Below are 25,039 nucleotides of genomic sequence, written 5' to 3'. Positions count from 1 at the left end.
GCGGTCCGGGGACGAGGCCCGGGCGCACGCATCAGGGCGGTCTTGCATTCAGGCGGCGAAGAGGACCAAGACATGCCGGGGGATAACCCGCCTTGCGCGGGACAGGCCGTTTCCGGCGGCCATAACGATTCGATCACGGGCTCCGCTGCCAGAGGCGGCAGCCTTCTATGGCGCGCCGGCAGCCGTGTCGGTGTGCTGCTTGCTTCTTCCGCGCTGGTTGGTCCGCTGCTTGGCTTTACTGCACATGCCCAAACCCGCGTGGCGCAAAAGGCCGGGCTGTCGGTCAGCACGGTCGAGGTCATGCAACTCGCCATGTTCGTCGGCGTCATGGGGGCGGCATTGCTGTCGGCCATCTTTCTGATCCGCGAACGGGCGCGCACCGCGGCGGAAAATGCCGAGCTCAGGACCCGCATCGCCGACGTCAATGCCGCGCTGCAGCGCTCGGAGGCGCTGCTCCATTCTCGCGATCAGCGCGTGGTGGTATGGGCGGCCGAGAACAAGAAGCCCGAACTTGTCGGGACATTGCCGATCGAGAGCGGCGCGCCGGAGGACCGGGCGGCCTTCCTGGCTTTCGGCCGCTGGCTGATGCCGCGTTCGGCGGCCGCACTCGAACATGCCGTAGCGGCACTGCGGGACAAGGCAAAGCCGTTCGATCTGGTCATCGAATCGCAGGCCGGCCAGCCGCTCGAGGTTCACGGCCGCAAGAGTGCGGCGCATGTGCTGGTTCGCTTCGTCTCGCTTTCGGAGACACAGCGAAGCCAGGCCAGGCTGAAGATCGAGAACCAACGCTTAGCCGCCGACCATGAGACGCTGATCGGTCTTCTGGATGCGCTCAAGATGCCGTCATGGCTGCGTACTGTCGACGGGCGGCTGAAATGGGTCAACCGCGCCTATGCCGAAGCGGTCGAGGCCGAGAATGCCGAAGCGGCGGTCCGCGATGGCAAGGAATTCCTCGGCGGCCAGGCGCGCGACACGATCGCTGCGCAGCACAAGTCGCGCGCGGTCTTTGAACAGACGCTCTCCACGGTCATCGAAGGCGACCGCCGTATGTTTGCCGTGACCGATTTTGCCGGGGCGGATGGTTCGGCTGGTCTTGCCTGCGACATCAGCGCTATCGAGGCCATTCGCGCCGAATATGAGCGGACCATGCAGAGCCACGCCGACACGCTCGATCAGCTCAACACCGCCGTGGCGATTTTCGACACCGACGAGAAATTGCGGTTTTTCAATCAGGCGTTCCAGAAGCTATGGGGCCTCGACAGCGGCTTCCTGCACAGCGCGCCGGACAACGCCTTGCTGCTTGACCGCCTGCGCAGCGAAGGCAGGATCGCCGAGCAGCCCGAATGGCGGCGCTGGAAAGAGAGCCTGCTCGGCGCTTACCGCGCGGTTGAATCGCAGGAGCATTGGTGGCATCTGCCGGACGGCAAGACCATTCGCGTCGTCGCCAATCCGCAGCCCAAGGGCGGCGTCACCTGGGTGTTCGAGAACCTGACCGAGAAGATGGACCTTGAAAGCCGCTACCAGACCGCCGTCCGGGTCCAGGGCGAGACGCTCGACAACCTCGCCGAAGGCGTCGCTGTGTTCGGCCCCGACGGCAAGCTGAGATTGTCGAACCCGGCGTTCGCGGCATTGTGGGGGCTGGATGCCGATGCCTCAAAACCCAACGTCCATGTCTCGACGATCCGCAACCTTTGCGACCGCCGTGCCGTCGACAGTCCGTGGGGCGGGTTCGTTGCCGCCATCACCGGCTTCGACGACGAGCGCCGCGACCGCCACGGCCAAACCGAATTGAACAACGGCACCGTTTTGCGCTACGCCGTCATCCCTTTGCCCAACGGCCAGGTGATGATGACCTTCGTCGACGTTACCGACAGCGTCAATGTCGAGCGGGCGCTGAAGGACAAGAATGAGGCGCTGCAAAAGTCCGACCAGATCAAGAACGAATTCGTGCAGCACGTCTCCTATGAGCTGCGCTCGCCACTCACCAACATCATCGGCTTTACCGAGCTTCTTTCACTGCCGTCGACTGGTCCGCTGAACCAGAAGCAACGCGAATATATCGGGCATGTCGGCTCGTCTTCCTCGGTCCTGCTCACCATCGTCAACGACATCCTCGACCTGGCGACGGTGGATGCCGGCATCATGGAACTCGACATTTCCGAAGTTCACATCGATCGAACCATTACGGCTGCCGCCGAACTGGTCGCCGACCGGCTGGAGGAACATGCGATCAAGCTTAGGATCGACGCGGCGGCCGCGCCGAAAACCTTCCACGGCGACGAGATCCGCGTCCGCCAGATCCTCTACAATCTGCTCAGCAATGCCGCCAATTACGCGCCGGAGGCGAGCACCATAACGCTCGCCTGCCGCCAACTTGCCGACGGCGTGGAATTTTCCGTTCACGATGACGGCCCCGGCATGCCGCCGGACCTGCTTGACTCAGTGTTCCGGCGCTTCGAGCCGCGCACCAATGGCGGCCGCCGCCGTGGCGCCGGGCTCGGCCTGTCGATCGTCAAGAGCTTTGTCGAACTGCATGGCGGCAGCGTCCGCATCGAGACCGGCAGGGATAAGGGCACCACGGTTGTTTGCGCCTTTCCCGACACGCCGTCCGGCATCCGCGCGGCGGCCGAGTAGCGCGTTCGATGGCGGTATTGGTGCTGGAGCGTTTTCTCGCCGACGAGGCTGCGACGGCAAGGTTCGGCGAGGATCTCGCCATGTCGCTGCGCATTGGCGACGTGCTCGCCCTCAAGGGCGATCTCGGCGCCGGCAAATCGACCTTGGCACGGGCGCTGATCAAGGCACTGGCCGACGATGCCGGACTCGACGTGCCGAGCCCGACCTTCACGCTGGTCCAGAGCTACGACACGCGTGTGCCGGTTCATCATTTCGATCTCTACCGCTTGGGCACGGCATCCGAGCTGGACGAGCTGGGCTTCGACGAGGCGCTGACGCAAGGCGCCGCGCTGGTCGAATGGCCGGAGCGGGCAGAGGCATATCTGCCGAAAACCTCGGTGCTGGTCGAACTTCTCCAGCAGGGCGACGGCCGACTGGCGAGACTATCGGGAGAGGGCGCCGCCTTCGAGCGCGCGGCGCGATCGCTGGCAATGCGCGATTTTCTCGGGCAGGCCGGTTGGGGCGAAGCGCAGCGACGACATTTCATCGGTGATGCCTCGGCTCGCTCCTACGAGATCGTCACGCTCGCCAGATTTCCGCCGCGGGTGCTGATGAACTCGCCAAGGCTGGTGCTCGGACCGCCAGTCCGCGACGGCAAACCCTATGCCGAGATCGCTCACACCGCGCAATCCGTTTCGGCGTTCGTCGCCATCGACCGGGCCTTGCGGGCCGGCGGCGTCAGCGTCCCGGAAATCTATGCCCAGGATCTCGACCAGGGTTTTCTCCTGCTGGAGCATCTCGGTTCCCAAGGGTTTCTCGACAAGCGCGGCCAGCCGGTGGCCGAGCGCTACGCTGCGGCGGCCGAACTGCTTGCCATGATGCACGGCAAAACATGGCCGGCCCGCATGCAGGCCGGCCCCGGCGTCTTCCATGAGGTGCCGCCTTTCGACCGCGACGCCATGATGATCGAGGCCGAATTGTTGGTCGACTGGTATGTCCCGGCGATATCAGGCGCTCCGCCTAGAGAGGCGCTGCGCGCCGGTTACCGCAGCGAATGGAGTGCGGTGCTCGATCGGCTGGAGGGGCGCGAATACACGCTGATGCTGCGCGATTTCCATTCACCCAACCTGATCTGGCGCGCTGACCGTTCCGGTCACGATCGCCTCGGCGTCGTCGATGTCCAGGACGCGCTGATCGGGCCGTCCGCCTACGACGTCGCCTCGCTCGCCATGGACGCGCGCGTCACTATCTCACCCGAAATCGAAAAGCACACGCTCGCCGCCTACATCGCCGCGCGACGCGCTGCCGGTGCCTTCGATGAGAACGAATTCCGCGAAACCTATGCAATCATGGCCGCACAGCGCAATTCCAAGATCCTCGGCATCTTCGTGCGGCTCGAAAAACGCGACGGCAAGCCTTATTATCTGAAGCATCTGCCGCGCATCCGCGACTATCTTCGCCGGGCACTGGCGCATCCGGCGCTGGCCGGGCTGCAGGATTTCTACATCGCCCACGGCTTGCTGGAGGAACGCTCGATTTGACGGCTAAGGATTTGGGCCCGAAGGCGTCGGATGAGCAGCCGATGCCGACGACCGCCATGGTGCTCGCCGCCGGGCTCGGCAAGCGCATGCGGCCGATCACCGACACCATGCCGAAGCCGCTGGTCAAGGTCGCCGGCAAGACATTGCTCGACTGGGGGCTGGACTGCCTAGCCGAAGCCGGCGTCGCCAAGGCCGTCGTCAACGTCCATTACCTCCCGCAACAGATCGTGGACCATGTAGCCCGCCGCAGTGCGCCGAGAATCGTCATCTCGGATGAGAGTAGGGGCTTGCTTGACTCCGCCGGTGGTATCGTCAAGGCATTGCCCAGTTTAGGGGTGCCCTTCTACGTACTCAACGCCGACACCTTCTGGATCGACAGCGGCGTCTCCAATCTCAGGCGTCTTGCGCTTGCATGGGAGGGCGCGACAATGGACATTCTGCTGATGCTTGCGGATCTCCAGTCGGCAACCGGACATAGCGGCGGCACCGATTTCCTGGTGGCGCCGGACGGCGCCTTGCGGCGTGCGAACAACGATCCCGCCGGCCTGATCTATGCCGGCGCCGCAATCGTCCATCCGCGCATCTTCAAGGATGCGCCGGCCGGTCCACACTCTCTCAACGCCTATTTCGATGCGGCAATCGCCGCCGGCCGCCTGTTCGGCATGAAAATGCAGGGCCACTGGATTACTGTCGGCACACCTGACGCGATCTCGCGGGCGGAAGCAGCGGTCGCCGCCGCGCTTGCCGGCACGCCCAATGCTGTTGCTGAGGCACCCGGCGCTCTTACCGAGTCGAAATGAGCGGCTCCCGCCGCGTTTTCTCGATCCCGCCCGGAGCGCCGTTCCTGCCGACGCTGGCCGAGGCGCTGCTTGCGGGGCGCTTGGTTCCCGGCTTCGCCTATGACGGCGATCCGCTGGCGCTGGCCGATCTCACCATCTATGTGCCGACGCGCCGTGCGGCGCGGGCGCTTCGCGGCGTCTTCGTCGATGCTCTCTCGCGCTCGGGAAGCCGCTCGGCGATCCTGCCGGTCATCCGCCCGCTTGGTGAGTTCGATGAAGATGAAGCCGCCTTCGAGGCAGGAGCTTCGGTCGCCATCGACCTTGCGCCGCCGATCGCCGCGGTCGAGCGTCTTCTGCTGCTTGCGCCGCTGGTGCGGGCGTGGAAACGCCGCCTGCCGGCACATGTCGCGGCATTGTTCGACGAGGAGATTGTCATACCGGCCTCCGCCGCCGACGCCATCTGGCTGGCGCGCGACCTTGCACGCCTGATGGATGAGATCGACACCGAAGGCACGGATTGGGCAAGGCTCGCCGACCTTGTAACCGGCAATCTTGCAGGCTGGTGGCAGGTGACACTCGACTTCCTGACCATCGTGACGGAGAACTGGCCGAACCTGCTCGAGGAACGCCATCGTTCCAATCCGGCCGCGCATCGTAATGCCCTGATAAGGCTGGAGGCGGCGCGGCTGAAGCGTAATCCGCCAGCCGGACCGGTGATCGCCGCCGGTTCCACCGGCTCCATTCCCGCCACGGCCGAGCTGCTTGCCGTGATCGCCGGTCTGCCCAATGGCGCCGTCGTGCTGCCCGGGCTCGACCGGGCGTTGGACGAGCCGTCCTTTGTCGCGATCACCACACCGGGCGCGCGCCCAGCCGTGCTTGGCCACCCGCAATACGGCCTGGCAAAGTTGATCGGCAAGATCGGCGTGCCGCGCGCCGATGTCGAGGAGATTGCTGTTGCGCCGCGACCGCTTGCGCTGCGCGCCGCACTTGTCGGCGAAGCGCTGCGCCCGGCGGAGACCACCGAGCTCTGGGCCGAGACGCGCGCTCGCTTTAGGGCCGGCGATATTGCCGAGGCCTTCGCCGATGTGACGCTTCTCGAAGCCGCCAGCGAACGCGACGAAGCCGTGGCGATCGCCGTCGCGCTCAAACAGGCCGTCGAATGGCCCGGCCAGCGCGCCGCACTCGTCACCGGCGACCGCGCTCTGGCGCGGCGCGTCTCAGTCGAGCTGCTGCGCTTCGGCGTTGCCGCCGACGATTCCGGCGGCACGCCGCTGATCAACACACCAGCCGCCAGCCTGCTCAGGCTGGCGCTTCAGGCAGCCTTCCGCCCGGGCGACCCCGTCGCCCTGCTGTCGCTGCTCAAGCATCCCCTGCTTGGCCTCGGCCTGGAGCGGGCAAGCGTGCGCTATGCGGCCGAAATCGTCGAACTCGTGGGGCTGCGCGGCGGCACAGGGCGTCCGGACGTGGCGTCGCTGCCGCAGCTCTTCGACACCCGGCTCCTCGAATTCGACGGCGGCGGCAATCGCCGCCCACCCTTCTGGTGGCCGCGGCTTTCGGTCAGGCGCATCGAACAGGCGCGCGACCTGCTGATCCGGCTAACGGCCGCGCTGGCGCCGCTGGTTGCTTTTCGCGGCGACGAGAATGCCGATCTTGCCACCCTTGTGCGCGCCAGCGTCGTTGCGCTCGAAAGTCTCGGCCGCGCCGCTGACGGCAGCCTGAGCGAACTCTATGCGGGCGATGCCGGCGAAAAGCTCGCCGAGCTCTTGCGCGGGCTGGTCGCGGCCTCGGTGTCGTTCTCCTTCGCCGCTGACGAATGGCCTGACGTCATGGAGGCGCTGATCGCGCCCGAGACGGTCAAGCCGGCGCAGGGCACCGACAGGAACATCGCCATCTGGGGTGTGCTGGAAGCGCGGCTTCAGGATGTCGACACGCTGGTCGTCGGCGGGCTCAACGAAGGCGTGTGGCCGCGCAAGCCGGAGAGCGACCGCTTCATGTCGCGGCTGATGAAGACCGGCATCGATCTTGAACCGCCCGAGCGGCGCATCGGCCTTGCCGCCCATGATTTCCAGATGGCCATGGGCGCCAAAAAAGTGGTGCTGGCTCGCTCCGGCCGCTCCGGCGACGGACCGTCGGTACCTTCGCGCTGGCTGCAGCGCATCCTTACATTCGTCGGCGAGGACCACGCTGCTGCACTTCGCCGGCGCGGCGACGAACTGCTTGCCTGGGCGCGTGCGCTCGATGCCGGCGAAAAGCAGGACTTTGCGCCGAGGCCGCAGCCGAAACCGCCGCTCGCCGCGCGGCCGCACCACTTCTCGGTCACCGAGATCGAAACGCTACGCCGCGATCCCTATGCGGTCTATGCCAGAAGGATACTCGGCCTGATGCCGCTCGATCCGGTCATTCGCGATCCGGGCGCCGCCGAGCGTGGCACGCTGTTTCACGCCATTCTGCACCTCTTCTCGGCGAGGGTGGCCGACCCGCGCGCGCCGGAGGCGCTGGACGGGCTCATCGCCGCAGGCCGCTCCTGCTTTGCCGAGGCGGCCCTGCCGGCCGATGTCGAGGCGGTGTGGTGGCCGCGTTTTGAAAAGCTTGCCGCCGGCATCATCGAATGGGAGCGCGGCCGGGCCGCCGCCGTGGCACGGCGGCACGCCGAGGAACGCGCCGAAAAGACCGGTGTCGGCCGATCCGGCGTGACCCTGTCCGGCTACGCTGATCGAATCGATCTGCTGGCTGGCGGCATGGCCGACATCCTCGACTACAAGACCGGCTCCTCGCCATCCAAAGCGCAGGCGCACACGCTGCTCGCGCCGCAACTGGCGCTGGAGGGCGCGCTGCTGCGTCGCGGCGCCTTCAAGGAGCTTGGCGCCTGTGAGCCGTCGCAACTGGCTTTCGTGCGGCTGAGGCCGAATGGCGAGGTGTTCGAAGAATCGATCCTCGAATACAACCGCAAGCCGCGAACCGCCGCCGATCTCGCCGAAGAGGCCTGGGCGAGGTTGGAAAAGCTGCTGATCCACTATGCCGACCCGACGACCGGGTATTTGTCGCGGGCGTTGCCGTTCCGCGAGGGTGAGACCGACGGCGATTACGACCATCTCGCCCGCGTGCTCGAATGGTCGGCCGGCGGCGATGCCGACGACGAGGGAGGGGAGGCATGAAAAAGGCCTATCCCATTCCAAGCGACACTGTCGCCAGTCAGGCAAGCGCCTCCGATCCGCGCAATTCCGCATGGGTGTCGGCCAATGCCGGATCCGGCAAGACCCATGTACTCGCCCAGCGCGTTATCCGGCTGTTGCTGCGCGGCACCGATCCGTCCAAGATCCTGTGCCTGACCTATACGCGTGCCGCCGCCGCCAACATGTCGAACCGGGTGTTTTCGACCCTGTCGCAATGGACGGCCCTGGGCGATGCCGAGCTCTCGACACGGATAGAGGCGCTGGACGGCCGCCAGCCCGACCGCGAAACCATGCGCCGGGCGCGGCGGTTGTTTGCCGAGGCTCTGGAAACACCGGGCGGGCTGAAGATCCAGACCATCCACGCCTTCTGCGAATCGGTGCTGCATCAGTTCCCGCTGGAAGCCAATATCCCTGCGCATTTCGAAATGCTCGATCCGCAAATGGAGGCATCGCTGTTTGCCGCCGCCCGCCGCGACATGATTTCGGGCGGCGTTGCAGGCGATGCGGCATTGTCCGACGCCTTCGCCACCGTGCTGGAGCGCGGCGGCGAGCATGGGCTCGACGCATTGCTGGCCGAGATCGTGCGCAAGCGCGATGGTTTGCGTGCGTTCATCACCGCGGCCGGCGGCGATGGTTTTCAGGCGCTGTTCGACGAGTTCCATTTCCGCGCCGGCCAGACGGCCGAAGGTATAGCCGCCTCGGTCTGGCCGCTGCCCGGCTTCCTGCCGGATTATCTCGTCATCTTTTCACGGGCGGCCGAGGCCGCCGATGCGCGCATCGTGCTGAACAATCTGCTGCCATACGCCCGCCTTGCCTTTGCCGAGGAGGATCCGGTACGTCGCCTGAATTTGCTCTCCAAGGCTTTCCTGAGGGCCGACGGCGAGCCTTACGATCCGGCAAAGACATTTAAAAGGGCATTGCTTGACCGGCTACCCGATCTTGCCGAACGTTATCTGGCGGCGGTCGACGCCATTCTCGAAATCTCCGACCGGCTGGCCTTGTTCAGGATGCTGGAAGGCACGCGTGCGGCGCTGACCATCGCCGACTGGCTGATCGCCCGTTACGAGCAATTGAAGCGCGCCCGCGGCTTCCTCGACTTTAACGACCTGATCACCCGTACGGTCAACCTTTTGGCACGGCCCGATGCCGGCCCTTGGGTGCAGTACAAGCTCGACCAGGGCATCGACCACATCCTGCTCGATGAGGCGCAGGACACCAGTCCCGACCAGTGGGAGGTGGTCAAGCGGCTGGCAGAGGAGTTCTTTGCCGGGCTCGGCGCACGCGACGCGGTCCACCGCACCATCTTTGCTGTCGGCGACGAAAAGCAGTCGATCTATTCCTTCCAGGGAGCCGCCCCGGATTCCTTTGCCGACAGCCGGCTTTTGTTTGCCGGCAAAGTTAGATCCGCCGCCGCCGCCTTCGCCGATCTCAAGCTGACCTGGTCGTTCCGCTCGACCGAAGATGTTCTTGCCGCCGTCGACCGGGTCTTTGCCGACCCGAACGTGCGGCGCGGCATCAGCCACGATCCTGATCCGCTCGACCACAAGGCGATCCGCACCGATGCGCCGGGTCATGTCGAGGTCTGGCCGTCGATCGGCGCCAACGTCGTCGAGGAACCAGACGATTGGACGCAAGCGGTCGACCATGCCCACGCGCCGGCAGTCCGCGTCGCTGAAAACGTCGCCGCAACGATTGCCGGCTGGATCGGCAACGGTGAGGTCATCGAAGGCCGCGGCAAGAAACTCCGCCCCGGCGACGTGCTGGTGCTGGTGCGCAAGCGCGATCGCTTCGTCCATGCGCTGACGCGGGCGCTGAAGCGCCGCGACATTCCGGTGGCCGGCGCCGACCGGCTCAGCCTGCCCGGCCACGTCGCGGTGAAAGACCTGATCGCACTTGGCCATTTTCTCATCCAGCCCGAGGACGATCTGTCGCTGGCCGCCGTGCTGCGCAGCCCGATCTTCGATGTTTCGGAAGAGCAGCTTTTCGCGCTTGCTGCCCAGAGGCCGTCGGGCGTCTCGCTGATCGCCTCGCTGCGCCGGCATGTCGGCGAAAGCGAGGCGTTGGCCGCCGTCGTCAGCCGGCTCGACACATGGTCGAACGAGGCCGCATTCAAGCCGGTGTTCGAATTCTATGCCGCAGCTCTCGCCCGCGACGGCCTGCGCAAGAAGATGATCGCGCGGCTCGGTCCGGAGGCCGGCGATATCCTCGACGAATTCCTGAATTTCTGCCTGGCCGAGGAGCGAACCGGCCTGCCAGGGCTGGAATCCTTCCTGTCGACGCTGGAAAACGCCGGCCCCGAGATCAAGCGCGAAATGGACCAGACCCGCGACGAGGTTCGCGTCATGACCGTGCATGCCGCCAAAGGCCTGGAAGCGCCGGTGGTATTCCTTGTCGATGGCGGCTCCGCGCCGTTCAGCGACCAGCATCTGCCGAGATTGATGCCGTTCGAAGGCTCGGGCGACTGCTGGGAGGGCAAGGGCTATCTCTGGCGTTCGGCCAGCGATGTCGCCAATGGGTTTTCACGCGCCGCATCGGCCCGCGCCCGCGAGCTCGCCGACGACGAATACCGCCGGCTGCTCTATGTCGGCATGACCCGCGCCGAGGATCGGCTGATCGTCTGCGGCTACCATGGCAAGCGGGCGCCGAATACCGGCACCTGGCATTCGATCGTCAGCCGCGCACTGGTCGGTGCCGCGGAGAGCAAAGAACGCCGGCATCCCGCCACTGGCGAGACCGTGCATCGTTTCCAGGTGACGAAACTGCCGCCCATGCCACTGGCGGCAGTGAATGAGGCACGACAGGCGGAACGCTTTGCACCACTGCTTGAAACCCTGTTCCGGCCTCTGCCGCCCTTCGAGGAATTGCCGCGGCCGCTCTCGCCGTCCGGCGCCTCGGTGCTGATCGAGGAGGCGCGGCAAGCGGTGGCCGACACGCGTTCGCCGGTACTGGATGCCGACGCCGAGCCCGGCTTTGCCGTCATGCGCGGGCTGGCGCTGCACAAATTGCTGCAGATGCTGCCCGGCATCGCCGAGGGAAAACGCCGGGATGCCGCCGAACGCTATCTGGCAAGAGCCGGCGCGGAATGGCTCGACGACGAGCACGACAAGGCCTTGGCTGGCGTTTTCAGAATTCTTGCCGACAGCCGCTTCGCGCCGCTGTTTGCGCCAAACTCGCGCGCCGAAGTCGCCATCATGGGCAGCCTGGAGGTAAGGGGCAAACTGCGCTCGATTTCCGGCAAGATCGACCGGCTGGCAGTAACGCCGGACAAGGTTTCGATCGTCGACTACAAGACCAATCGGCCAGCGCCAGCTACGCTCGCCGAAGTGCCGCAAGCCTATGTTCTGCAGCTAGCACTTTATCGCGCGCTGCTTCAGCCGCTCTATCCGGGACGCGAGGTCTCGGCGGCGCTGCTGTTCACCGAGGCGCCGCGGCTGATCGAGCTGCCGGCGGCGGCCTTGGACGATGCGCTTGCTAGACTCACGGGAGCGTGACACAACACTTGCTTGAAGACGGACGCGATCACCACCACATTTGGTGCGACGAACAAATCGAAAGGATCTCAGCATGGCCACCGTCAAGGTCGACAAGAGCAATTTCCAGGCCGACGTGCTCAACGCCAAGGAGCCGGTCGTGGTCGATTTCTGGGCGGAATGGTGCGGCCCGTGCAAGATGATCGCCCCGGCGCTCGAGGACATCGCCATCGAACTCGGCAGTAAGATAAAGATCGCCAAGCTCAACATCGACGAGAATCCTGAGCTGGCCGCGCAGTTCGGCGTACGCTCGATCCCGACGCTGATGATTTTCAAGGGCGGTGAAGTCGCCGACATGAAGGTCGGTGCTGCGCCGAAAACGGCATTGTCGCACTGGATCAACGGCAGCCTCGCCTGATCCGATCAAAATTTTGCAGAAAAGCCCGGCCTCGCGCCGGGCCTTCTTTTGCTGGCGTCATTGGTGGGCCGCTCTGGCACTCGCGGCTTGCCGCCCGGTATTCTTCTCTTCTGAATTCAAAGGAGAAGCGATATGACCGGATCCGCCAAGGCCACCGTCTTCATCGACAATGAGCGCGTCATCGTCACCGAATACCGCTTCGCCCCGGGAGACAACACCGGCTGGCATCGCCATGGCCACGACTATGTGATCGTGCCGTTGACCGACGGCAAGGTGAAGCTCCTGACCAAGGATGGCGAATCCTTTGCCGAGATGAAGAAGGGCTCGCCGTATTTCCGCAACGAGGGCGTCGAACATGACGTCATCAGCGCAAACGATGGCGAATTCGCCTTCATCGAGGTCGAGCTGAAGTAGTCCACCAACCATCGGCTGCGCCGCTACAATTGTCCGGCGAGGCGCGATCACCAATCCGCGATACGATCGCCGCCGACGAATTGTGCGCTTTTCTCAGTATATTCGAACAGTTCTATCTTCACGCCGTTGGGGTCGCGGATCCAAGCCTGGTAGGTGTCATCGCACGCGCGTTTCTTGGAAGTGACATCAACGCCCTTTGACCTCAGATGGATGATCGCGGCGTCGATGTTTTCCACTTCGAGGCAGAAGTGGTTGATCTGGTTCAAGTCGCCATAGCTGGCGCCGTCTTTCTGGAACACCTCGACATGGCTACGGCTGCCGCAATTGAGGTAGAAGCCGAAAATCTTCCCGTCGCGCAGGAAATTGAACTGGGTGTCCATGCCGAGGACGTCCCGATAGAAGCTTCGCGTCATCTCCAGGTCATTCGCGAAAATGCAAACGTGTGCGAGCTGCTTTACCTTGATCATGATTGGCTCCTCGCGGTGGTCTGACAAGTGTGGCGTCACCGTGGCCCGGCTGAAGCACGCCTCAAACCGGCGGCGTACCATTTTCGGCCAACACCGCGCCGGCCAGGTAAAGTGACCCGCCAATCAGGATGCGCGGCGGCGGTCCGTCCCATGTGTCGCGCAGCAGCATCAGCGCATTGGCGACGGAACTGACCGGTTCGGCCGACAGGCCGGCCTCGATGGCGCGGGTCGCCAGCTCGTCGTTCGGCACGCCCGCGTCGCTCAGGCTCACCGGCACGGTGTAGACATGCCGGACCAGCCCTTTGAAGGCGCGGAAATAGCCGCTCTGGTCCTTGGTGTTGATCATGCCCGAGATCAGGAACAGCGGACGCGGGTTCTTTTCCTCCTGCTCGGCCAGCGCCTCGGCGACGACCACGCCAGCGCCGGGATTGTGGCCGCCGTCGAGCCAGATGTCGGCGCCCTTCGGCGCCAGTTCACTCAGCCGGCCTTGTGGCAGCTTTTGCATGCGGCCCGGCCAGGCGACATTCGCCATCGCCTTCTCGGCAGCGCGGTGGCTGATCTCGAAGCCCGCTGCCTTGACCGCCGCGATCGCCGCCGCCGCATTGGCGAATTGATGGCGCCCCGGCAGGCGCGGCGGCGGCAGGTCCATCAATCCGTCTTCGTCCTGATAGACCATGCGGCCGTTTTCCTCATAGGCAAGGAAATCCTGGCCATAGACGAAGGCGGGGCAGTCGAGCCGCTCGGCGGTTTCGATGAGCACCTGCTGGGCCGTCTCGCTTTCCTGCGCGCCGATGACGACCGGGCATCCGCGCTTGATGATGCCGGCCTTTTCGGCGGCGATCAGCTCGACGCGGTCGCCGAGATAGGCTTCATGGTCGAGCGACACCGGCATGATCACCGACACGGCCGGCTCGGCGATGACATTGGTGGCGTCGAAGCGGCCGCCAAGGCCAACCTCGAGGATGACGGCATCGGCCGGATGTTCGGAAAACAGCAGGAAGGTGACGGCGGTGAGGATTTCGAAGACGGTGATCTTCTGGCCTTGATTGGCTTTGGCGACGCGGGCGATGGCTTCGGCGAAGACCTTGTCGTCCACCAGCCTGCCGCCGCCATCCGCGGCCAGCCGGTAGCGCTCGTGCCAGTTCACCAGATGTGGCGAGGTGTGGACGTGGACGCGGTAGCCGGCGGCTTCGAGCAGCGCCCGTGAAAAAGCAGCGCAGGAGCCCTTGCCGTTGGTGCCGGCGATGTGGATGACCGGCGGCAGCTGGTCCTGCGGATTGCCGAGCCGCTCGAGCAGCCGCGAAATGCGGTCGAGCGAAAGGTCGAAGCCCTTCGGATGAAGCGCCATCAGGCTTTCGATTTCGCGGTCGGCGGCAAGCGTGGTCATGGCGAATCCTAGGCGCGCCACGGACGGCGCGCAATCGCGGTTCGTGGCGAATGCGTCAGGCGTGCGGCCGGGCTTCGACCGGGATCACCGACGGCGGCAGGATTTCCGGCTCCTGCGGTTTTTGCTCTTCCGGCAGCTTGAGCAGCATTCTCAGCAGCCGCGCAACCGTCTGGCGCATCTCCAGCCGCGACACCACCATGTCGACCATGCCGTGTTCCATCAGATATTCGGCGCGCTGGAAGCCGTCGGGCAGCTTTTCCCGGATGGTCTGCTCGATGACGCGCGGGCCGGCAAAGCCGATCAGGGCGCCGGGCTCGGCAATATGCACGTCGCCCAGCATGGCATAGGAGGCGGTGACGCCGCCGGTCGTCGGGTTGGTCAGGACGACGATATAGGGAAGGCCAGCCTCCTTCAGCCTGTCGACGCCAATCGTGGTCCGCGGCAGCTGCATGAGCGACAGGATGCCTTCCTGCATGCGGGCGCCGCCGGAGGCCGCAAACAGGATCAGCGGCCGCTTGCGCTGCAAGGCGACCTCGAAACCATGCACGATGGCGTCGCCGGCCGCCATGCCGAGCGAGCCGCCCATGAAGGCAAAATCCTGCACCGTCACCACCACCGGCAGGCCCTCGACCGTGCCCAGCGCATTGATGATGGCATCTTCCATGCCGGTCTTGGCCTTGGCATCCTTCAGCCGGTCAATGTAGCGCTTTTCGTCGCGGAACTTGAGTGGATCCTGAACGACCTTGGGGTTTTCCAGCGTCTCGTATTTGCCGTCGTCGAGGAAGAATTTCAGCCGTTCCTTTGCCGATATCTTCATATGATGGCCGGAGGACGGAATGACGAACTGGTTCTGCTCCAGATCCTTATGGAACACCATTTCACCGGTCTCGGGATCCTTGATCCACAGGTTTTCCGGCATGTCGGTGCGGCGGCCGAGCATCGAATTGATCTTCGGACGGACGTAATTGGTGATCCAGTTCATCGCTTCGGCTCCTGTCCCTTAAGAAGACGTAGGAAGATTATTCGGCGGCAGCAAGGCGAGCCGCGCGAACCCCTTGCGAAAGCCCGCTGACCAGCGTGGCGACGGCCTCGGCCGGATCGGCGGTCTTTTCGCCCTTCGGCCCGAGCACGTTGGCGACGGCATTGACAATCGCGGTGCCGACAACGACGCCGTCGGCCGACGCGCCGATGGTGCGCGCCTGCTCGGCGGTCTTGACGCCGAAGCCGACGCAGACCGGCAGGTCGGTATGGCTCTTGATGCGCTTGACCGCTGCCGCCACCTTGCCGGTGTCGGCCAGCGCCGAACCGGTAATGCCGGTCATCGAGACGTAGTAGACGAAACCCGACGTGTTCTGCAGCACCTTGGGCAGGCGCTTGTCGTCGGTGGTCGGCGTCGCCAGCCGGATGAAATTGATGCCGGCCTTGAGTGCCGGGATGCAAAGCTCCTCGTCCATCTCAGGCGGCAGGTCGACGACGATCAGCCCGTCTATACCGCTGGCCAGCGCATCGCTCAGGAAGCGCTCGACGCCGTAGATGTAGATCGGATTGTAATAGCCCATCAAGACGATCGGGGTTTCACTGTCGCCGGCGCGGAATTCCGAGGCCATCTTCAGCGTTTTGACCAGTGTCTGGCCGCCCTTCAGCGCCCGCAGGCCGGCCGCCTGGATCGCCGGGCCGTCGGCCATTGGATCGGAAAACGGCATGCCGAGCTCGATGATGTCGCTGCCGGCGCCGGGCAGCGCCTTCATGATCGACAGGGAGGTGTCGTAGTCCGGGTCGCCGCCCATGAAATAGGTGACGAGTGCCGGTCGACCTTCGGCCTTCAGCTTTGCCATGCGGCGGTCGATGCGAGTGGCCATGATCAGATCTCCATGCCCAGCATATTGGCCACTGTGTGCACGTCCTTGTCGCCACGGCCGGACAGGTTGACGATGACGATCTGGTCCTTGTCCATATCAGGCACGATCTTCACCGCCTGCGCGATGGCATGGGCCGATTCCAGCGCCGGAATGATGCCCTCGACGCGTGTCGTCAGCTGGAACGCCTCCAGCGCCTCGTCGTCGAGGATCGGCACATAGTCGACGCGGCCGGAATCGCGCAGCCATGAGTGCTCCGGCCCGACGCCGGGATAGTCGAGGCCGGCCGAGATCGAGTGGCCGTCCATGATCTGGCCGTCGGCGTTCTGCAGGAGGTAGGTGCGGTTGCCATGCAGCACGCCGGGCGCGCCGGCACTCATCGAGGCGCAATGCTCGATGCCGTCGAGCCCGCGGCCGCCGGCTTCGACGCCGATGATGCGCACCTGCCTGTCATCCAGGAAGGGATGGAACAGGCCGATGGCGTTCGAGCCGCCGCCGACACAAGCGATGATGGTGTCCGGCAGCCGGCCTTCCTGCTCGAGGATCTGGGCACGCGCCTCGGTGCCGATCACCGACTGGAAGTCGCGCACCAGCTCCGGATAGGGGTGCGGGCCGGCGGCGGTGCCGATCAGGTAATAGGTATCCTCGACATTGGTCACCCAATCGCGCAGCGCCTCGTTCATGGCGTCCTTCAGCGTGCCGTGGCCGGCGGTCACCGGCCGCACCTCGGCGCCCAGAAGCTTCATGCGAAAGACGTTGGGGCTTTGCCGGGCGACATCGGTTGCACCCATATAGACGATACAAGGAAGCCCGAAGCGCGCCGCCACTGTAGCGGACGCGACGCCATGCTGGCCGGCGCCGGTCTCGGCGATGATCCGCGTCTTGCCCATGCGCTTGGCGAGCAGGATCTGGCCGAGGCAGTTGTTGATCTTGTGCGAGCCAGTGTGGTTCAGGTCCTCGCGCTTGAAATAGACTTTTGCGCCGCCCCCGAGGCCCTTAGCCGCGGAAACCCCGCGAAGATGCCGGGTAAGGCCTTCGGCGAAATAGAGCTTCGAAGGCCGCCCGGCGTAATGCGTCGAGAGATCGGTCAGCTCGGCCTTGAAATCCGGGTCGTTCTTGACCTCGTTCCAGTGCCGCTCCAGCTCGAGGATCAGCGGCATCAGCGTTTCGGCAACGAAACGACCGCCAAAAATGCCGAACATGCCCTGCTCGTCGGGGCCGGTGCGGAAGGAATTCGGTATCGCCGGCTTATCCATCGCCGATCTCCTGGTCTGCGGTTTGAAGCGTGGTCAGGCGGCGCGGTTGTCGCGTGCTGCCCCGACGGCCCGGAAAAATTGTTCGATCAGCGCCGGTTCCTTGACGCCCGGCGCGCTTTCCACGCCCGAAGAAATATCTATTCCGGGCGGGTTCACGAGCCGAACGGCGTCGCCGATATTTCCAGCATTGAGCCCACCGGAAAGCATGTAATCGACGCCGGCGTCAAGGCCGGCAAGAATGCGCCAGTCGAAGGCAAGACCGTTGCCGCCCGGCAATTCCGAATTCCTAGGCGGCTTGGCATCGAACAGAAAGCGGTCGGCAATGCCGACGAAGGGTTTTACCTGCTCGAGATCGGCAGCCTCGCTGACCGGCAGCGCCTTCATCACCGGCAAGCCGTAGCGCGCCTTCACCTCGGCCACCCGCTCAGGGGTTTCGGCGCCGTGAAGCTGCAGCATGTCGGGCTGCATTTTTTCGACGATCTCATCCAGAAACGCGTCGCCGGCGTCGACCGTCACCGCAACCGCCTTGGCCCTGCCGCGCGCCGCTTCGCGCAGGCGGCCAGCTTCCGCCGGCTCGACATAGCGCGGGCTTTTGGCAAAGAAAATGAAGCCGACATGGCTGGCGCCGCCGGCCAATGCCGCGGCCAGTGCCTTGTCGGTCTTCAACCCGCATATCTTGATGTCGAGCGCCATGGCGCGGGATTGGCACGAAACGGCCAAAGAGTCGAGAAAAAGCATCCTGTTTGCCGCCAGCGCGGAACGCGCTACCTTGCTAATGTAAGAGCGCAACGCGCTACCTTGCTAATCTAAGAACGCAACGCGCTGCCTTGCTCAGGCACAAAGGCGGGAGAACAAAGATCATGCCGGAAAAGACCGTCGCGGAACTCAGGCAAAAGCTGGCGCAGGCCCATGAGGTCATCGCTCATTTGATGGACAAGGCCGCCTTCAACGGCGCCGAGGCGCACCGGGCGCTGGCTTATTTCAGCAACGATGGCTTCGAGAAGGATTTCCTGCCCTGGCCGCGCCACGCCGACGAGGGGCTGCGGCCGGAGGAGTTGAACGCGGCCAATGACGATTGAGCAATTAAGCCCTGATCAAAAGCGCACTCTGTCAATGGAGTGTTCCTCCTCTCAACGCGCAACTTAGGTTGTTCATGGCCTCCAACGGAAAGTCATGTTTGCGCCAGTTTTCCTTGTAACCTTTGAGGCCATGTGTGTTCAAAACCTCACGCGCGGCACTGAGAACTGCTTCTGCGAACTCTCGCAACCCGCATGTGGCTTCAAGTTTCACCTCGCCGAAGTCGTCTGGCTCGTCAGACCAGATTTCTGAAAATTCCAGTATCTGCACTCTGACAAAAGCGCCTTCTGGCACCAGGACGAAGCGATACTCACCGGGCTCATCACATCTGCACTCTGACAAAAGCGCCTTCTGGCACCAGGACGAAGCGATACTCACCGGGCTCATCACAGAAGCGTGCGACCGAATACCTGGTGCCTTTCAGCGCGTTCAGCGTGGCGCCAAGCAACTCGTTGAGGGCATCGCCCAGATAAGACGCCGCCACGGTCGCCTGAAGGTCCCCAACCGTGACATCGCACATCGCCCAGCCCGCTCCAATCAGCCGGTATTCCATCCGCGCAGGCATCAATCACTCGAACGCGATCGCCTGCAGCGCGCCGCCATTGCGCTTGAGCCAGTCCTTGCAGCGCTCGGTGTCCGGGCAAAGCTGCTCGCATAATTTCCAGAATTTCGGGCCGTGGTTCATCTCCTTGAGGTGCGCCACCTCATGCGCGACGAGGTAGTTTATCACCGGCCGCGGCGCCATCATGATGCGCCAGGAAAACGACAGATTGCCGTCCGACGTGCAGGACCCCCAGCGGCTCGACGTATCCTTGAAGCGGATCGCCTTGGCCCGCTTGCCAATCGCCGCGCTGTGCTTCGTCACCAGCGCCTCGATCTCGCGCTTGGCTTCGCGCTTCAGGAAATCGGCGATGCGGCGCGGCAGATGCACGCGTTCGCCATGCACGATCATCAGCGGTCCGCGCTCGTCGCGCGACAGCGTGACGGTTCCGCGTTTCGACGGTTCATGGACGATGCGATGCGGCACACCGCGCACCGGTACCTTGATGCCGGGCCGCACCTGTGGCCGGTTGGGTACCTTGGCCAGCCTTTGCTCCAGCCAGTCCTGATGGCGGTCGAGGAATTTTTCCACCTCGCCGCGGCGCAGCCCCGGCGGCACGGTGATGCGCAGGCCGCGGCCGCCGGAGTCGATGCGCAGCGTCAGGCGGCGGGCGCGGTCGTTCTCGACGATCTTGAGCGGCAGCGTGCGGCCGGCAACGCAATGCTCGCGCTCCACGACGGGCGTGGGCTTGGGTTTCGCCGGGGTGCGGAAGAAGCCGAATGACATGCCGGGACGATACGCGATTCGAGGGAAACGAATAGAACAAAAAAGAAACGGCGCCGCTGACGCGACGCCGTTTTTGAATTATTTATCGGGGCAAGGACCTTTACTCGTCGAGCAGGCCTGGCGTGGAATTACCGCCGCGTTTGTTGTTCGTCGTCGAGCCGGTTGACCCACCGGTCGTGGGCGACGTCGACTTGTTGCGGTTGGCCATGAAGCGGTCGAACTCTTCCTGGTCCTTGGCGCGGCGCAATTCGCGGGCATATTCGTCGAACTCGCTCAGCATCTCGTCGAGCTTGCGGCGTTCCTCGGCAAGCCGCTCGAGTTCCTTTTCGCGCCAGTCGTCGAAAGCGACGTTGCCGGTGCGGGCGGAGCCATGGCCCCAGCGCGCGGCCTTGTCGGACCCGCGGCGGCAGCCGGCGAAGATGCCGTCTGTGGCGCGATTGACGTCACGCTTGAAGCCCTCGAGCCGGTCGCCCCAGATGATGTAGGCGAGCATGGCGAAGCCGAGCGGCCAGAACACCATGAACCCGATCACCATCAACGCGATGGTCGCCGGCGTCCAGGCCGGACGGATCAATGCAGATGTGTTCATTTCTCCCAATCCTTCAGTTGGAGACAGCCAAATCCGGCTGCGTGAAATCGAAATGGGATGGAGAAAACGGCGATTCAAGACAGCGACCGTCAAAACCGGACAAGCGGCTGAAATGATTATCGCTTTTTGAGCATTTCGAGGAAAAGAGCAGTCAGGCCCCGTAAGGGGGCAATGCCGCCGACGGTTCTGTAGTGAAAATCCAGCGCCGATCGCGTCTGCTGGCTGAGTGCAATGGTTTGACGCTTCGAAGCCGTCCGTTCAAAAATCCAGAGGCGCATTGTCGACGACCTCTTTCATCACGAAGAAGGTTCTGGTCTGGCGAACGCCAGGCAGTGCGATCAATTGGTCCCCGTGGATTCGGTTGAAATCCGCCATGTCACCAACCCTGATCTTCAGAAAATAATCGAAGTCGCCTGCCACCAGATGGCAGTCGAGGATGAATTTCAGCTTGGCGACGGCCTTTTCGAATTCCGCGAAACTCTCCGGGGTCGAACGGTCGAGTACGACGCCAACCATCACCAACGCGCCTCTGTCGACCTTCTGCGGGGTCACCATCGACCTGACATGGCTGATGTAGCCTTCATCGAACAGGCGTTGCGTCCGGCGGTGGCACGTCGCCGGGCTAACAGCGACCGACTGCGCCAGCTCCGCATTGGTCAGTCGCCCATTGCCCTGGAGCAGGCGCAACATTTTCAGGTCGATCCGGTCGAGCGCTGCGCGCATGAAAGATTCTTCCGTTATTCGGATTAAGAATCGAATATATATGACATTTCAATGCCATGAAGCGATATTTTGGATATTCTGGGCTCGATCTTTGAGAGCACATTTCAAGGCAGAGCTGATAGTGTTCATCGCACCACACCGCAATGAATGGAACAAGCGAGGGCACTCTCATGCTCGAGAAATTCGAACGTTATCCGCTCACATTCGGGCCGACCCATATCGAGAAACTGGAGCGGCTTGGTGGTCATCTCGGCGGGAAGGTCGATCTCTATGCCAAGCGGGAGGATTGCAATTCCGGCCTTGCCTTCGGTGGCAATAAACTGCGCAAGCTCGAATATATCGTCCCGGACGCGATCGCCTCAAACGCCGACACACTGGTGTCGATCGGCGGCGTCCAATCCAACCATACGCGCATGGTGGCGGCCGTCGCGGCGAAGATCGGCATGAAGTGCCGCCTCGTGCAGGAAAGCTGGGTGCCCCACGAGGACGCCGTCTACGATCGCGTCGGCAATATCCTTTTGAGCCGGATCATGGGCGCTGATGTCCAGATGGTCGATGAGGGTTTCGACATCGGGATTAGGGAAAGCTGGGAACAGGCAATCGCGGATGTGAAGGCCAAGGGTGGCAAACCCTATCCAATTCCGGCCGGGGCTTCGGTACACAAATATGGCGGCCTGGGCTATGTCGGCTTTGCCGAGGAGGTCCGCGCGCAGGAGAAGGAGCTCGGCTTTGCCTTCGACTACATCGTCGTTTGTACCGTCACCGGTTCGACTCACGCCGGCATGCTGGTCGGCTTCGCCAAGGACGGCCGCGAGCGCAAGGTGATCGGCATCGACGCATCCTGCACCCCGGCGCAGACCAAGGCGCAAGTGCTCAAGATCGCGCAGAGCACCGCGACGCTGGTCGAACTCGGCAAGGAGCTCGATGAGAACGATGTCGTCCTGATCGAAGATTATGCCTATCCGGTCTACGGCGTCCCCTCGCAGGAGACGAAGGAAGCAATCCGTCTCTGCGCGCGTCTTGAAGGCATGATCACGGATCCGGTCTATGAGGGAAAATCCATGCAGGGCATGATCGATCTCGTGAGCAAGGGTTATTTTCCCAAGGGATCGAAAGTGCTCTACGCCCACCTTGGCGGCGCTCCGGCCATCAACGGATATGCTTATGCGTTCCGCAACGGCTGAATCTATCCCGCCTGCCGCACCATGGCGTCCACCGCCCGCACCAGCATGTCGAGATCCTGCGGCCGCGACAGGCGGTGGTCGCCGTCGGGAATGAGCGACAGCGTGACGTCGTCGGCCGGCAGCAGGCTGACCAGCTTCAACGCATGGCTCGACGGCACGTCGGGATCGGCAAGGCCTTGCAGGATGTGGACCGGACAGTGCGTGTCGATCGGCCCGGTCATCACCCGGTTGTTGCGGCCGTCCTCGATCAGCGCGCGCGTGTAGATGTAAGGCTCGGCTGAATAGTCCGACGGCTCCTCGAAAAAGCCCTTTTTCCTGAGGTCGCGCTTTTGCGCTCCGGTCAGCACCGGCTCGATCAGTTCAGCGGTGAAATCGGGCGCCGGGGCCAGCAGCACAAGACCTGCGATGCTGTTTTCGCCCGCCTTGCGCAATTCCTGCACCATGCGCAGCGCGATCCAGGCGCCCATCGAGGAGCCGACCAGGATCTGCCTGCCCTGGGTGAAGCGGCGGAAAACCGCCAGGCTCTCGCCCAGCCATTTCGAGATGGTGCCGTCGGCAAAGGCGCCACCCGATTCGCCGTGGCCGGAATAATCGTGGCGCAGAAAGGCGCGACCTTCTTTGCGCGCCCATTCCGACAGCGTTTCGGCCTTGGTGCCCAGCATGTCGGATTTGTAGCCGCCGAGCCAGACGATGCCGGGCTCGGCACCTGCCGCATGCCTGACGGCGATGCTCGTCCCGTCGACGTCCAGGAAGATCGGGGTGGTGGTCATGGTGTATTCCCTCACGCCGGTCTTTTGGCACAAGCGGGGGTTCAACGAAAAGTGCTCCGCCACTTTCTTCGCTTGGTGCAGAGGAGCATTCCATCGAGCAGGTGATTTCCTGAGAATGCTGTGCTATTGACTCCGACCGCGCGCTCACCACATTGCGCGTTCGCAATTCTGAACTGAAGAACCCCTTAACGAAACGGCTCAAGGAGACCACGACCATTCGCAGACCTTTCAAAGCAGCGGCGCCCACCAAGGAAGGCCCGCGCTCCAACCGTGACATCCGGGTTCCCCGGGTCCAGCTAATCGACGCCGAAGGCCAGAACCGCGGCGATGTCTCCATCAACGATGCATTGCTGCTCGCCGAAGAGGCGGGGCTCGATCTGGTCGAGATATCGCCCAATGCAGTGCCGCCCGTCGTAAAGATCCTCGATCTCGGCAAGCTGAAATACGCCAACCAGAAGAAGGCGGCCGAGGCGCGCAAGAACCAGAAGGTCATCGAGATCAAGGAGATCAAGATGCGCCCGAACATCGACAGCCACGACTATGAGACCAAGATGAAGGCCGTCCGGCGCTTTTTCGAGGAAGGCGACAAGGTCAAGCTGACATTGCGCTTCCGCGGTCGCGAGATGGCGCATATGGAACTCGGCATGCAGCTTCTGAACAAGGTTCGCGAGGAAGTGGCGCCCATCGCCAAGGTCGAAGCCGAACCGAAGCTCGAAGGCCGCCAGATGATGATGGTGCTGGCGCCCCGCTAAAGCGCGTTGCGCTTTAGTTCTGTTTTGTGCATGTCGTTGTCGCAAAACCGCTGCGCACTTTTGGGCGACGTGCATAAAATCCGCCTGAATCATGTTGCAAGGCGTCCCGGCGATCGGCGGGGCGCCTGTTTTCTTGGCCAGACGCTGCGATCGCCGGCGAGAGCAAAGACGCTCTGGTTCCCTCGACGATCGGATTCCCGACATGGTCAATGAAGTCAAGCATTCGGAAGCCAGATATGGACTGGGCAGCTATCAGCACACGCGCAGGATGGTACTTGCCGTTCTGATCGTGGTGATGTTTGCGGCGCTGCTGTTCGGCCAGTCGGTTTTCCCGCCCGATACGCCAGTGCATGAAACGATCGAAATGGTCGGCGTCGTGCTGATCTTTCTCGGCGTCGTCGGACGCTTGTGGTCGACGCTCTACATCGGTGGACGCAAATCCTCAGAAGTGGTGACCGGCGGACCGTATTCGATTACGCGCAACCCACTCTACCTTTTCTCCACTTTAGCTGCCGCCGGTGTCGGCGCACAGATCGGCTCCATCTCCGCCACGATCGGCTTTGGAGCGCTCTGCGCGGGTGCCTTTTACATCGTTATCCTGCGCGAGGAGAAATTCCTCAAGCAGGTTCTCGGCGCGCCATACCAGGCCTACCTGGCGAAAGTGCCGCGCTTCTTCCCGAAACTATCGCTGTATCAGGAAGGCGACACCGGCAGCTTCAAGCCGCGCCTGCTGCGAACCACGCTGCTGGACGGGCTGGTCTTCCTCGTTGCCTTGCCGGCTTTCGAACTGATCGACGGCGCCCAGCAGTCCGGCATATTGCCGGTGCTGTTCCGTTTCCCCTGAGTACAGTGTTGCTGAATACAGTGTTGCTGAGCACGGGGTGTTGCGCGCCAGCCCGCTTTGACGTATAGGACCGCCGTTCCCAAAAAACCGCCCGGCAGGGCATGCCGTGGCGGTTTCATTTGCTTTTCGGGCTTTGGTCGGCCTGAAGCGAACAAAAAGCGCATTGGTGCGCATATAAACGGAGTAGCAAAATGCCCAAGATGAAGACCAAATCGGCCGCCAAGAAGCGGTTCAAGATCACAGGTACGGGTAAAGTTCTGTCGGCTGCGGCCGGCAAGCGTCACGGCATGATCAAGCGTTCCAACAAGTTCATTCGAAATGCCCGCGGCACGATGGTTCTGGCTGAACCGGATGGCAAGAAGGTCATCAAGAATTTTCTGCCGAACGGCCTCTAGGGCA

At 63.4% G+C, this 25,039-nt stretch carries 23 protein-coding genes; 12 read left to right on the top strand and 11 right to left on the bottom strand.

Annotated elements, in window-relative coordinates:
- Positions 1-72: 72 nt before the first annotated feature.
- From NKI70_RS12640 to NKI70_RS12610, 7 genes are all read left to right on the top strand, one after another.
- The gene (locus NKI70_RS12640) at positions 73-2,634 is read left to right on the top strand and encodes a sensor histidine kinase (RefSeq protein ID WP_023677553.1); all 2,562 of its coding nucleotides are present in this window, start codon (positions 73-75) and stop codon (positions 2,632-2,634) included.
- 8 nt (positions 2,635-2,642) lie between these two features.
- Complete coding sequence (gene tsaE, locus NKI70_RS12635) at positions 2,643-4,154, top strand: tRNA (adenosine(37)-N6)-threonylcarbamoyltransferase complex ATPase subunit type 1 TsaE (RefSeq protein ID WP_023677554.1); 1,512 nt, start codon at positions 2,643-2,645, stop codon at positions 4,152-4,154.
- Positions 4,155-4,195: 41 nt separating this feature from the next.
- Complete coding sequence (locus NKI70_RS12630) at positions 4,196-4,954, top strand: nucleotidyltransferase family protein (RefSeq protein ID WP_352568482.1); 759 nt, start codon at positions 4,196-4,198, stop codon at positions 4,952-4,954.
- Entirely contained in the window at positions 4,951-8,088 is a 3,138-nt protein-coding gene (gene addB / locus NKI70_RS12625; RefSeq protein WP_352568481.1) for a double-strand break repair protein AddB, read from the top strand. The genes NKI70_RS12630 and addB overlap by 4 nt, the downstream gene beginning before the upstream one ends.
- Positions 8,085-11,597: a double-strand break repair helicase AddA gene (addA, locus tag NKI70_RS12620; RefSeq protein ID WP_352724637.1), complete on the top strand. Its 3,513-nt coding sequence runs from the start codon at positions 8,085-8,087 to the stop codon at positions 11,595-11,597. Before addB ends, addA begins: the two co-directional genes overlap by 4 nt.
- A 73-nt stretch (positions 11,598-11,670) precedes the next feature.
- Positions 11,671-11,994 (top strand): thioredoxin, encoded by a 324-nt coding sequence (gene trxA, locus NKI70_RS12615; protein ID WP_023677558.1) that lies wholly within the window; start codon positions 11,671-11,673, stop codon positions 11,992-11,994.
- Positions 11,995-12,126: 132 nt separating this feature from the next.
- Positions 12,127-12,408, top strand: a complete 282-nt coding sequence (locus NKI70_RS12610) for a cupin domain-containing protein (protein WP_254815949.1) — start codon at positions 12,127-12,129, stop codon at positions 12,406-12,408.
- A gap of 47 nt (positions 12,409-12,455) precedes the next feature.
- On the opposite strand, the gene NKI70_RS12605 is transcribed toward NKI70_RS12610, so the two are convergent.
- The 6 genes from NKI70_RS12605 to NKI70_RS12580 form a co-directional block, all read right to left on the bottom strand.
- Positions 12,456-12,875 (bottom strand): VOC family protein, encoded by a 420-nt coding sequence (locus NKI70_RS12605; protein WP_352568479.1) that lies wholly within the window; start codon positions 12,873-12,875, stop codon positions 12,456-12,458.
- A 61-nt stretch (positions 12,876-12,936) separates the two neighbouring features.
- Positions 12,937-14,262: a bifunctional folylpolyglutamate synthase/dihydrofolate synthase gene (locus NKI70_RS12600; RefSeq protein WP_352472565.1), complete on the bottom strand. Its 1,326-nt coding sequence runs from the start codon at positions 14,260-14,262 to the stop codon at positions 12,937-12,939.
- Positions 14,263-14,317: 55 nt separating this feature from the next.
- A complete protein-coding gene (accD, locus tag NKI70_RS12595) occupies positions 14,318-15,244 on the bottom strand; it encodes an acetyl-CoA carboxylase, carboxyltransferase subunit beta (protein WP_352634867.1) in 927 nt (308 codons plus the stop codon).
- Positions 15,245-15,281: 37 nt separating this feature from the next.
- Positions 15,282-16,121, bottom strand: a complete 840-nt coding sequence (trpA, locus tag NKI70_RS12590; RefSeq protein WP_023677563.1) for a tryptophan synthase subunit alpha — start codon at positions 16,119-16,121, stop codon at positions 15,282-15,284.
- A 2-nt stretch (positions 16,122-16,123) separates the two neighbouring features.
- Positions 16,124-17,374, bottom strand: a complete 1,251-nt coding sequence (gene trpB, locus NKI70_RS12585) for a tryptophan synthase subunit beta (protein WP_352576311.1) — start codon at positions 17,372-17,374, stop codon at positions 16,124-16,126.
- A gap of 33 nt (positions 17,375-17,407) precedes the next feature.
- Positions 17,408-18,067 (bottom strand): phosphoribosylanthranilate isomerase, encoded by a 660-nt coding sequence (locus NKI70_RS12580; protein WP_023677565.1) that lies wholly within the window; start codon positions 18,065-18,067, stop codon positions 17,408-17,410.
- Positions 18,068-18,234: 167 nt separating this feature from the next.
- On the opposite strand from NKI70_RS12580, the gene NKI70_RS12575 reads away from it, so the two are divergent.
- Positions 18,235-18,453, top strand: a complete 219-nt coding sequence (locus tag NKI70_RS12575; protein ID WP_023677566.1) for a hypothetical protein — start codon at positions 18,235-18,237, stop codon at positions 18,451-18,453.
- Between the two features lie 320 nt (positions 18,454-18,773).
- On the opposite strand, the gene NKI70_RS12570 is transcribed toward NKI70_RS12575, so the two are convergent.
- From NKI70_RS12570 to NKI70_RS12555, 4 genes are all read right to left on the bottom strand, one after another.
- Positions 18,774-19,016, bottom strand: coding sequence for a hypothetical protein (locus tag NKI70_RS12570; RefSeq protein ID WP_352697217.1), 243 nt, complete (start codon positions 19,014-19,016; stop codon positions 18,774-18,776).
- A gap of 3 nt (positions 19,017-19,019) precedes the next feature.
- The gene (locus NKI70_RS12565; RefSeq protein ID WP_023677568.1) at positions 19,020-19,778 is read right to left on the bottom strand and encodes a M48 family metallopeptidase; all 759 of its coding nucleotides are present in this window, start codon (positions 19,776-19,778) and stop codon (positions 19,020-19,022) included.
- A 100-nt stretch (positions 19,779-19,878) separates the two neighbouring features.
- A complete protein-coding gene (locus NKI70_RS12560) occupies positions 19,879-20,367 on the bottom strand; it encodes a DUF2852 domain-containing protein (RefSeq protein WP_023677569.1) in 489 nt (162 codons plus the stop codon).
- A 258-nt stretch (positions 20,368-20,625) separates the two neighbouring features.
- Positions 20,626-21,090 (bottom strand): Lrp/AsnC ligand binding domain-containing protein, encoded by a 465-nt coding sequence (locus tag NKI70_RS12555; protein WP_023677570.1) that lies wholly within the window; start codon positions 21,088-21,090, stop codon positions 20,626-20,628.
- A 170-nt stretch (positions 21,091-21,260) separates the two neighbouring features.
- Between NKI70_RS12555 and NKI70_RS12550 the strand changes: the two genes are divergently transcribed.
- The gene (locus NKI70_RS12550) at positions 21,261-22,274 is read left to right on the top strand and encodes a 1-aminocyclopropane-1-carboxylate deaminase (protein ID WP_023677571.1); all 1,014 of its coding nucleotides are present in this window, start codon (positions 21,261-21,263) and stop codon (positions 22,272-22,274) included.
- 2 nt (positions 22,275-22,276) lie between these two features.
- Here NKI70_RS12550 and NKI70_RS12545 read toward each other — a convergent pair whose 3' ends face one another.
- Complete coding sequence (locus NKI70_RS12545; protein WP_023677572.1) at positions 22,277-23,044, bottom strand: alpha/beta hydrolase; 768 nt, start codon at positions 23,042-23,044, stop codon at positions 22,277-22,279.
- 215 nt (positions 23,045-23,259) lie between these two features.
- Between NKI70_RS12545 and infC the strand changes: the two genes are divergently transcribed.
- The 3 genes from infC (at position 23,260) to rpmI (ending at position 25,035) form a co-directional block, all read left to right on the top strand.
- Entirely contained in the window at positions 23,260-23,796 is a 537-nt protein-coding gene (gene infC, locus NKI70_RS12540) for a translation initiation factor IF-3 (protein ID WP_023677573.1), read from the top strand.
- A gap of 202 nt (positions 23,797-23,998) precedes the next feature.
- Complete coding sequence (locus NKI70_RS12535; RefSeq protein WP_352697215.1) at positions 23,999-24,640, top strand: methyltransferase family protein; 642 nt, start codon at positions 23,999-24,001, stop codon at positions 24,638-24,640.
- Positions 24,641-24,831: 191 nt separating this feature from the next.
- Positions 24,832-25,035: a 50S ribosomal protein L35 gene (gene rpmI / locus NKI70_RS12530; protein WP_006201248.1), complete on the top strand. Its 204-nt coding sequence runs from the start codon at positions 24,832-24,834 to the stop codon at positions 25,033-25,035.
- Positions 25,036-25,039: the final 4 nt, after the last annotated feature.

Origin of the sequence: Mesorhizobium sp. M0500 (assembly GCF_040321165.1) — a bacterium.
Lineage (GTDB): Bacteria > Pseudomonadota > Alphaproteobacteria > Rhizobiales > Rhizobiaceae > Mesorhizobium.
This window is presented reverse-complemented; position numbering and strand designations above follow the sequence as displayed.

Bases quoted from the DNA above. Each gene is read 5' to 3' on its own strand.
- NKI70_RS12610 (WP_254815949.1), top strand. From the start codon at position 12,127: ATGACCGGATCCGCCAAGGCCACCGTCTTCATCGACAATGAGCGCGTC.
- NKI70_RS12605 (WP_352568479.1), bottom strand. From the start codon at position 12,875: ATGATCAAGGTAAAGCAGCTCGCACACGTTTGCATTTTCGCGAATGAC.
- accD (WP_352634867.1), bottom strand. From the start codon at position 15,244: ATGAACTGGATCACCAATTACGTCCGTCCGAAGATCAATTCGATGCTC.
- NKI70_RS12550 (WP_023677571.1), top strand. From the start codon at position 21,261: ATGCTCGAGAAATTCGAACGTTATCCGCTCACATTCGGGCCGACCCAT.
- NKI70_RS12535 (WP_352697215.1), top strand. From the start codon at position 23,999: ATGGTCAATGAAGTCAAGCATTCGGAAGCCAGATATGGACTGGGCAGC.
- NKI70_RS12545 (WP_023677572.1), bottom strand. From the start codon at position 23,044: ATGACCACCACCCCGATCTTCCTGGACGTCGACGGGACGAGCATCGCC.
- NKI70_RS12570 (WP_352697217.1), bottom strand. From the start codon at position 19,016: ATGCCTGCGCGGATGGAATACCGGCTGATTGGAGCGGGCTGGGCGATG.
- trpB (WP_352576311.1), bottom strand. From the start codon at position 17,374: ATGGATAAGCCGGCGATACCGAATTCCTTCCGCACCGGCCCCGACGAG.
- NKI70_RS12555 (WP_023677570.1), bottom strand. From the start codon at position 21,090: ATGCGCGCAGCGCTCGACCGGATCGACCTGAAAATGTTGCGCCTGCTC.
- NKI70_RS12560 (WP_023677569.1), bottom strand. From the start codon at position 20,367: ATGAACACATCTGCATTGATCCGTCCGGCCTGGACGCCGGCGACCATC.
- NKI70_RS12580 (WP_023677565.1), bottom strand. From the start codon at position 18,067: ATGGCGCTCGACATCAAGATATGCGGGTTGAAGACCGACAAGGCACTG.
- addA (WP_352724637.1), top strand. From the start codon at position 8,085: ATGAAAAAGGCCTATCCCATTCCAAGCGACACTGTCGCCAGTCAGGCA.
- rpmI (WP_006201248.1), top strand. From the start codon at position 24,832: ATGCCCAAGATGAAGACCAAATCGGCCGCCAAGAAGCGGTTCAAGATC.
- NKI70_RS12565 (WP_023677568.1), bottom strand. From the start codon at position 19,778: ATGTCATTCGGCTTCTTCCGCACCCCGGCGAAACCCAAGCCCACGCCC.
- NKI70_RS12640 (WP_023677553.1), top strand. From the start codon at position 73: ATGCCGGGGGATAACCCGCCTTGCGCGGGACAGGCCGTTTCCGGCGGC.
- addB (WP_352568481.1), top strand. From the start codon at position 4,951: ATGAGCGGCTCCCGCCGCGTTTTCTCGATCCCGCCCGGAGCGCCGTTC.
- NKI70_RS12600 (WP_352472565.1), bottom strand. From the start codon at position 14,262: ATGACCACGCTTGCCGCCGACCGCGAAATCGAAAGCCTGATGGCGCTT.
- trpA (WP_023677563.1), bottom strand. From the start codon at position 16,121: ATGGCCACTCGCATCGACCGCCGCATGGCAAAGCTGAAGGCCGAAGGT.
- trxA (WP_023677558.1), top strand. From the start codon at position 11,671: ATGGCCACCGTCAAGGTCGACAAGAGCAATTTCCAGGCCGACGTGCTC.
- NKI70_RS12630 (WP_352568482.1), top strand. From the start codon at position 4,196: ATGCCGACGACCGCCATGGTGCTCGCCGCCGGGCTCGGCAAGCGCATG.
- NKI70_RS12575 (WP_023677566.1), top strand. From the start codon at position 18,235: ATGCCGGAAAAGACCGTCGCGGAACTCAGGCAAAAGCTGGCGCAGGCC.
- tsaE (WP_023677554.1), top strand. From the start codon at position 2,643: ATGGCGGTATTGGTGCTGGAGCGTTTTCTCGCCGACGAGGCTGCGACG.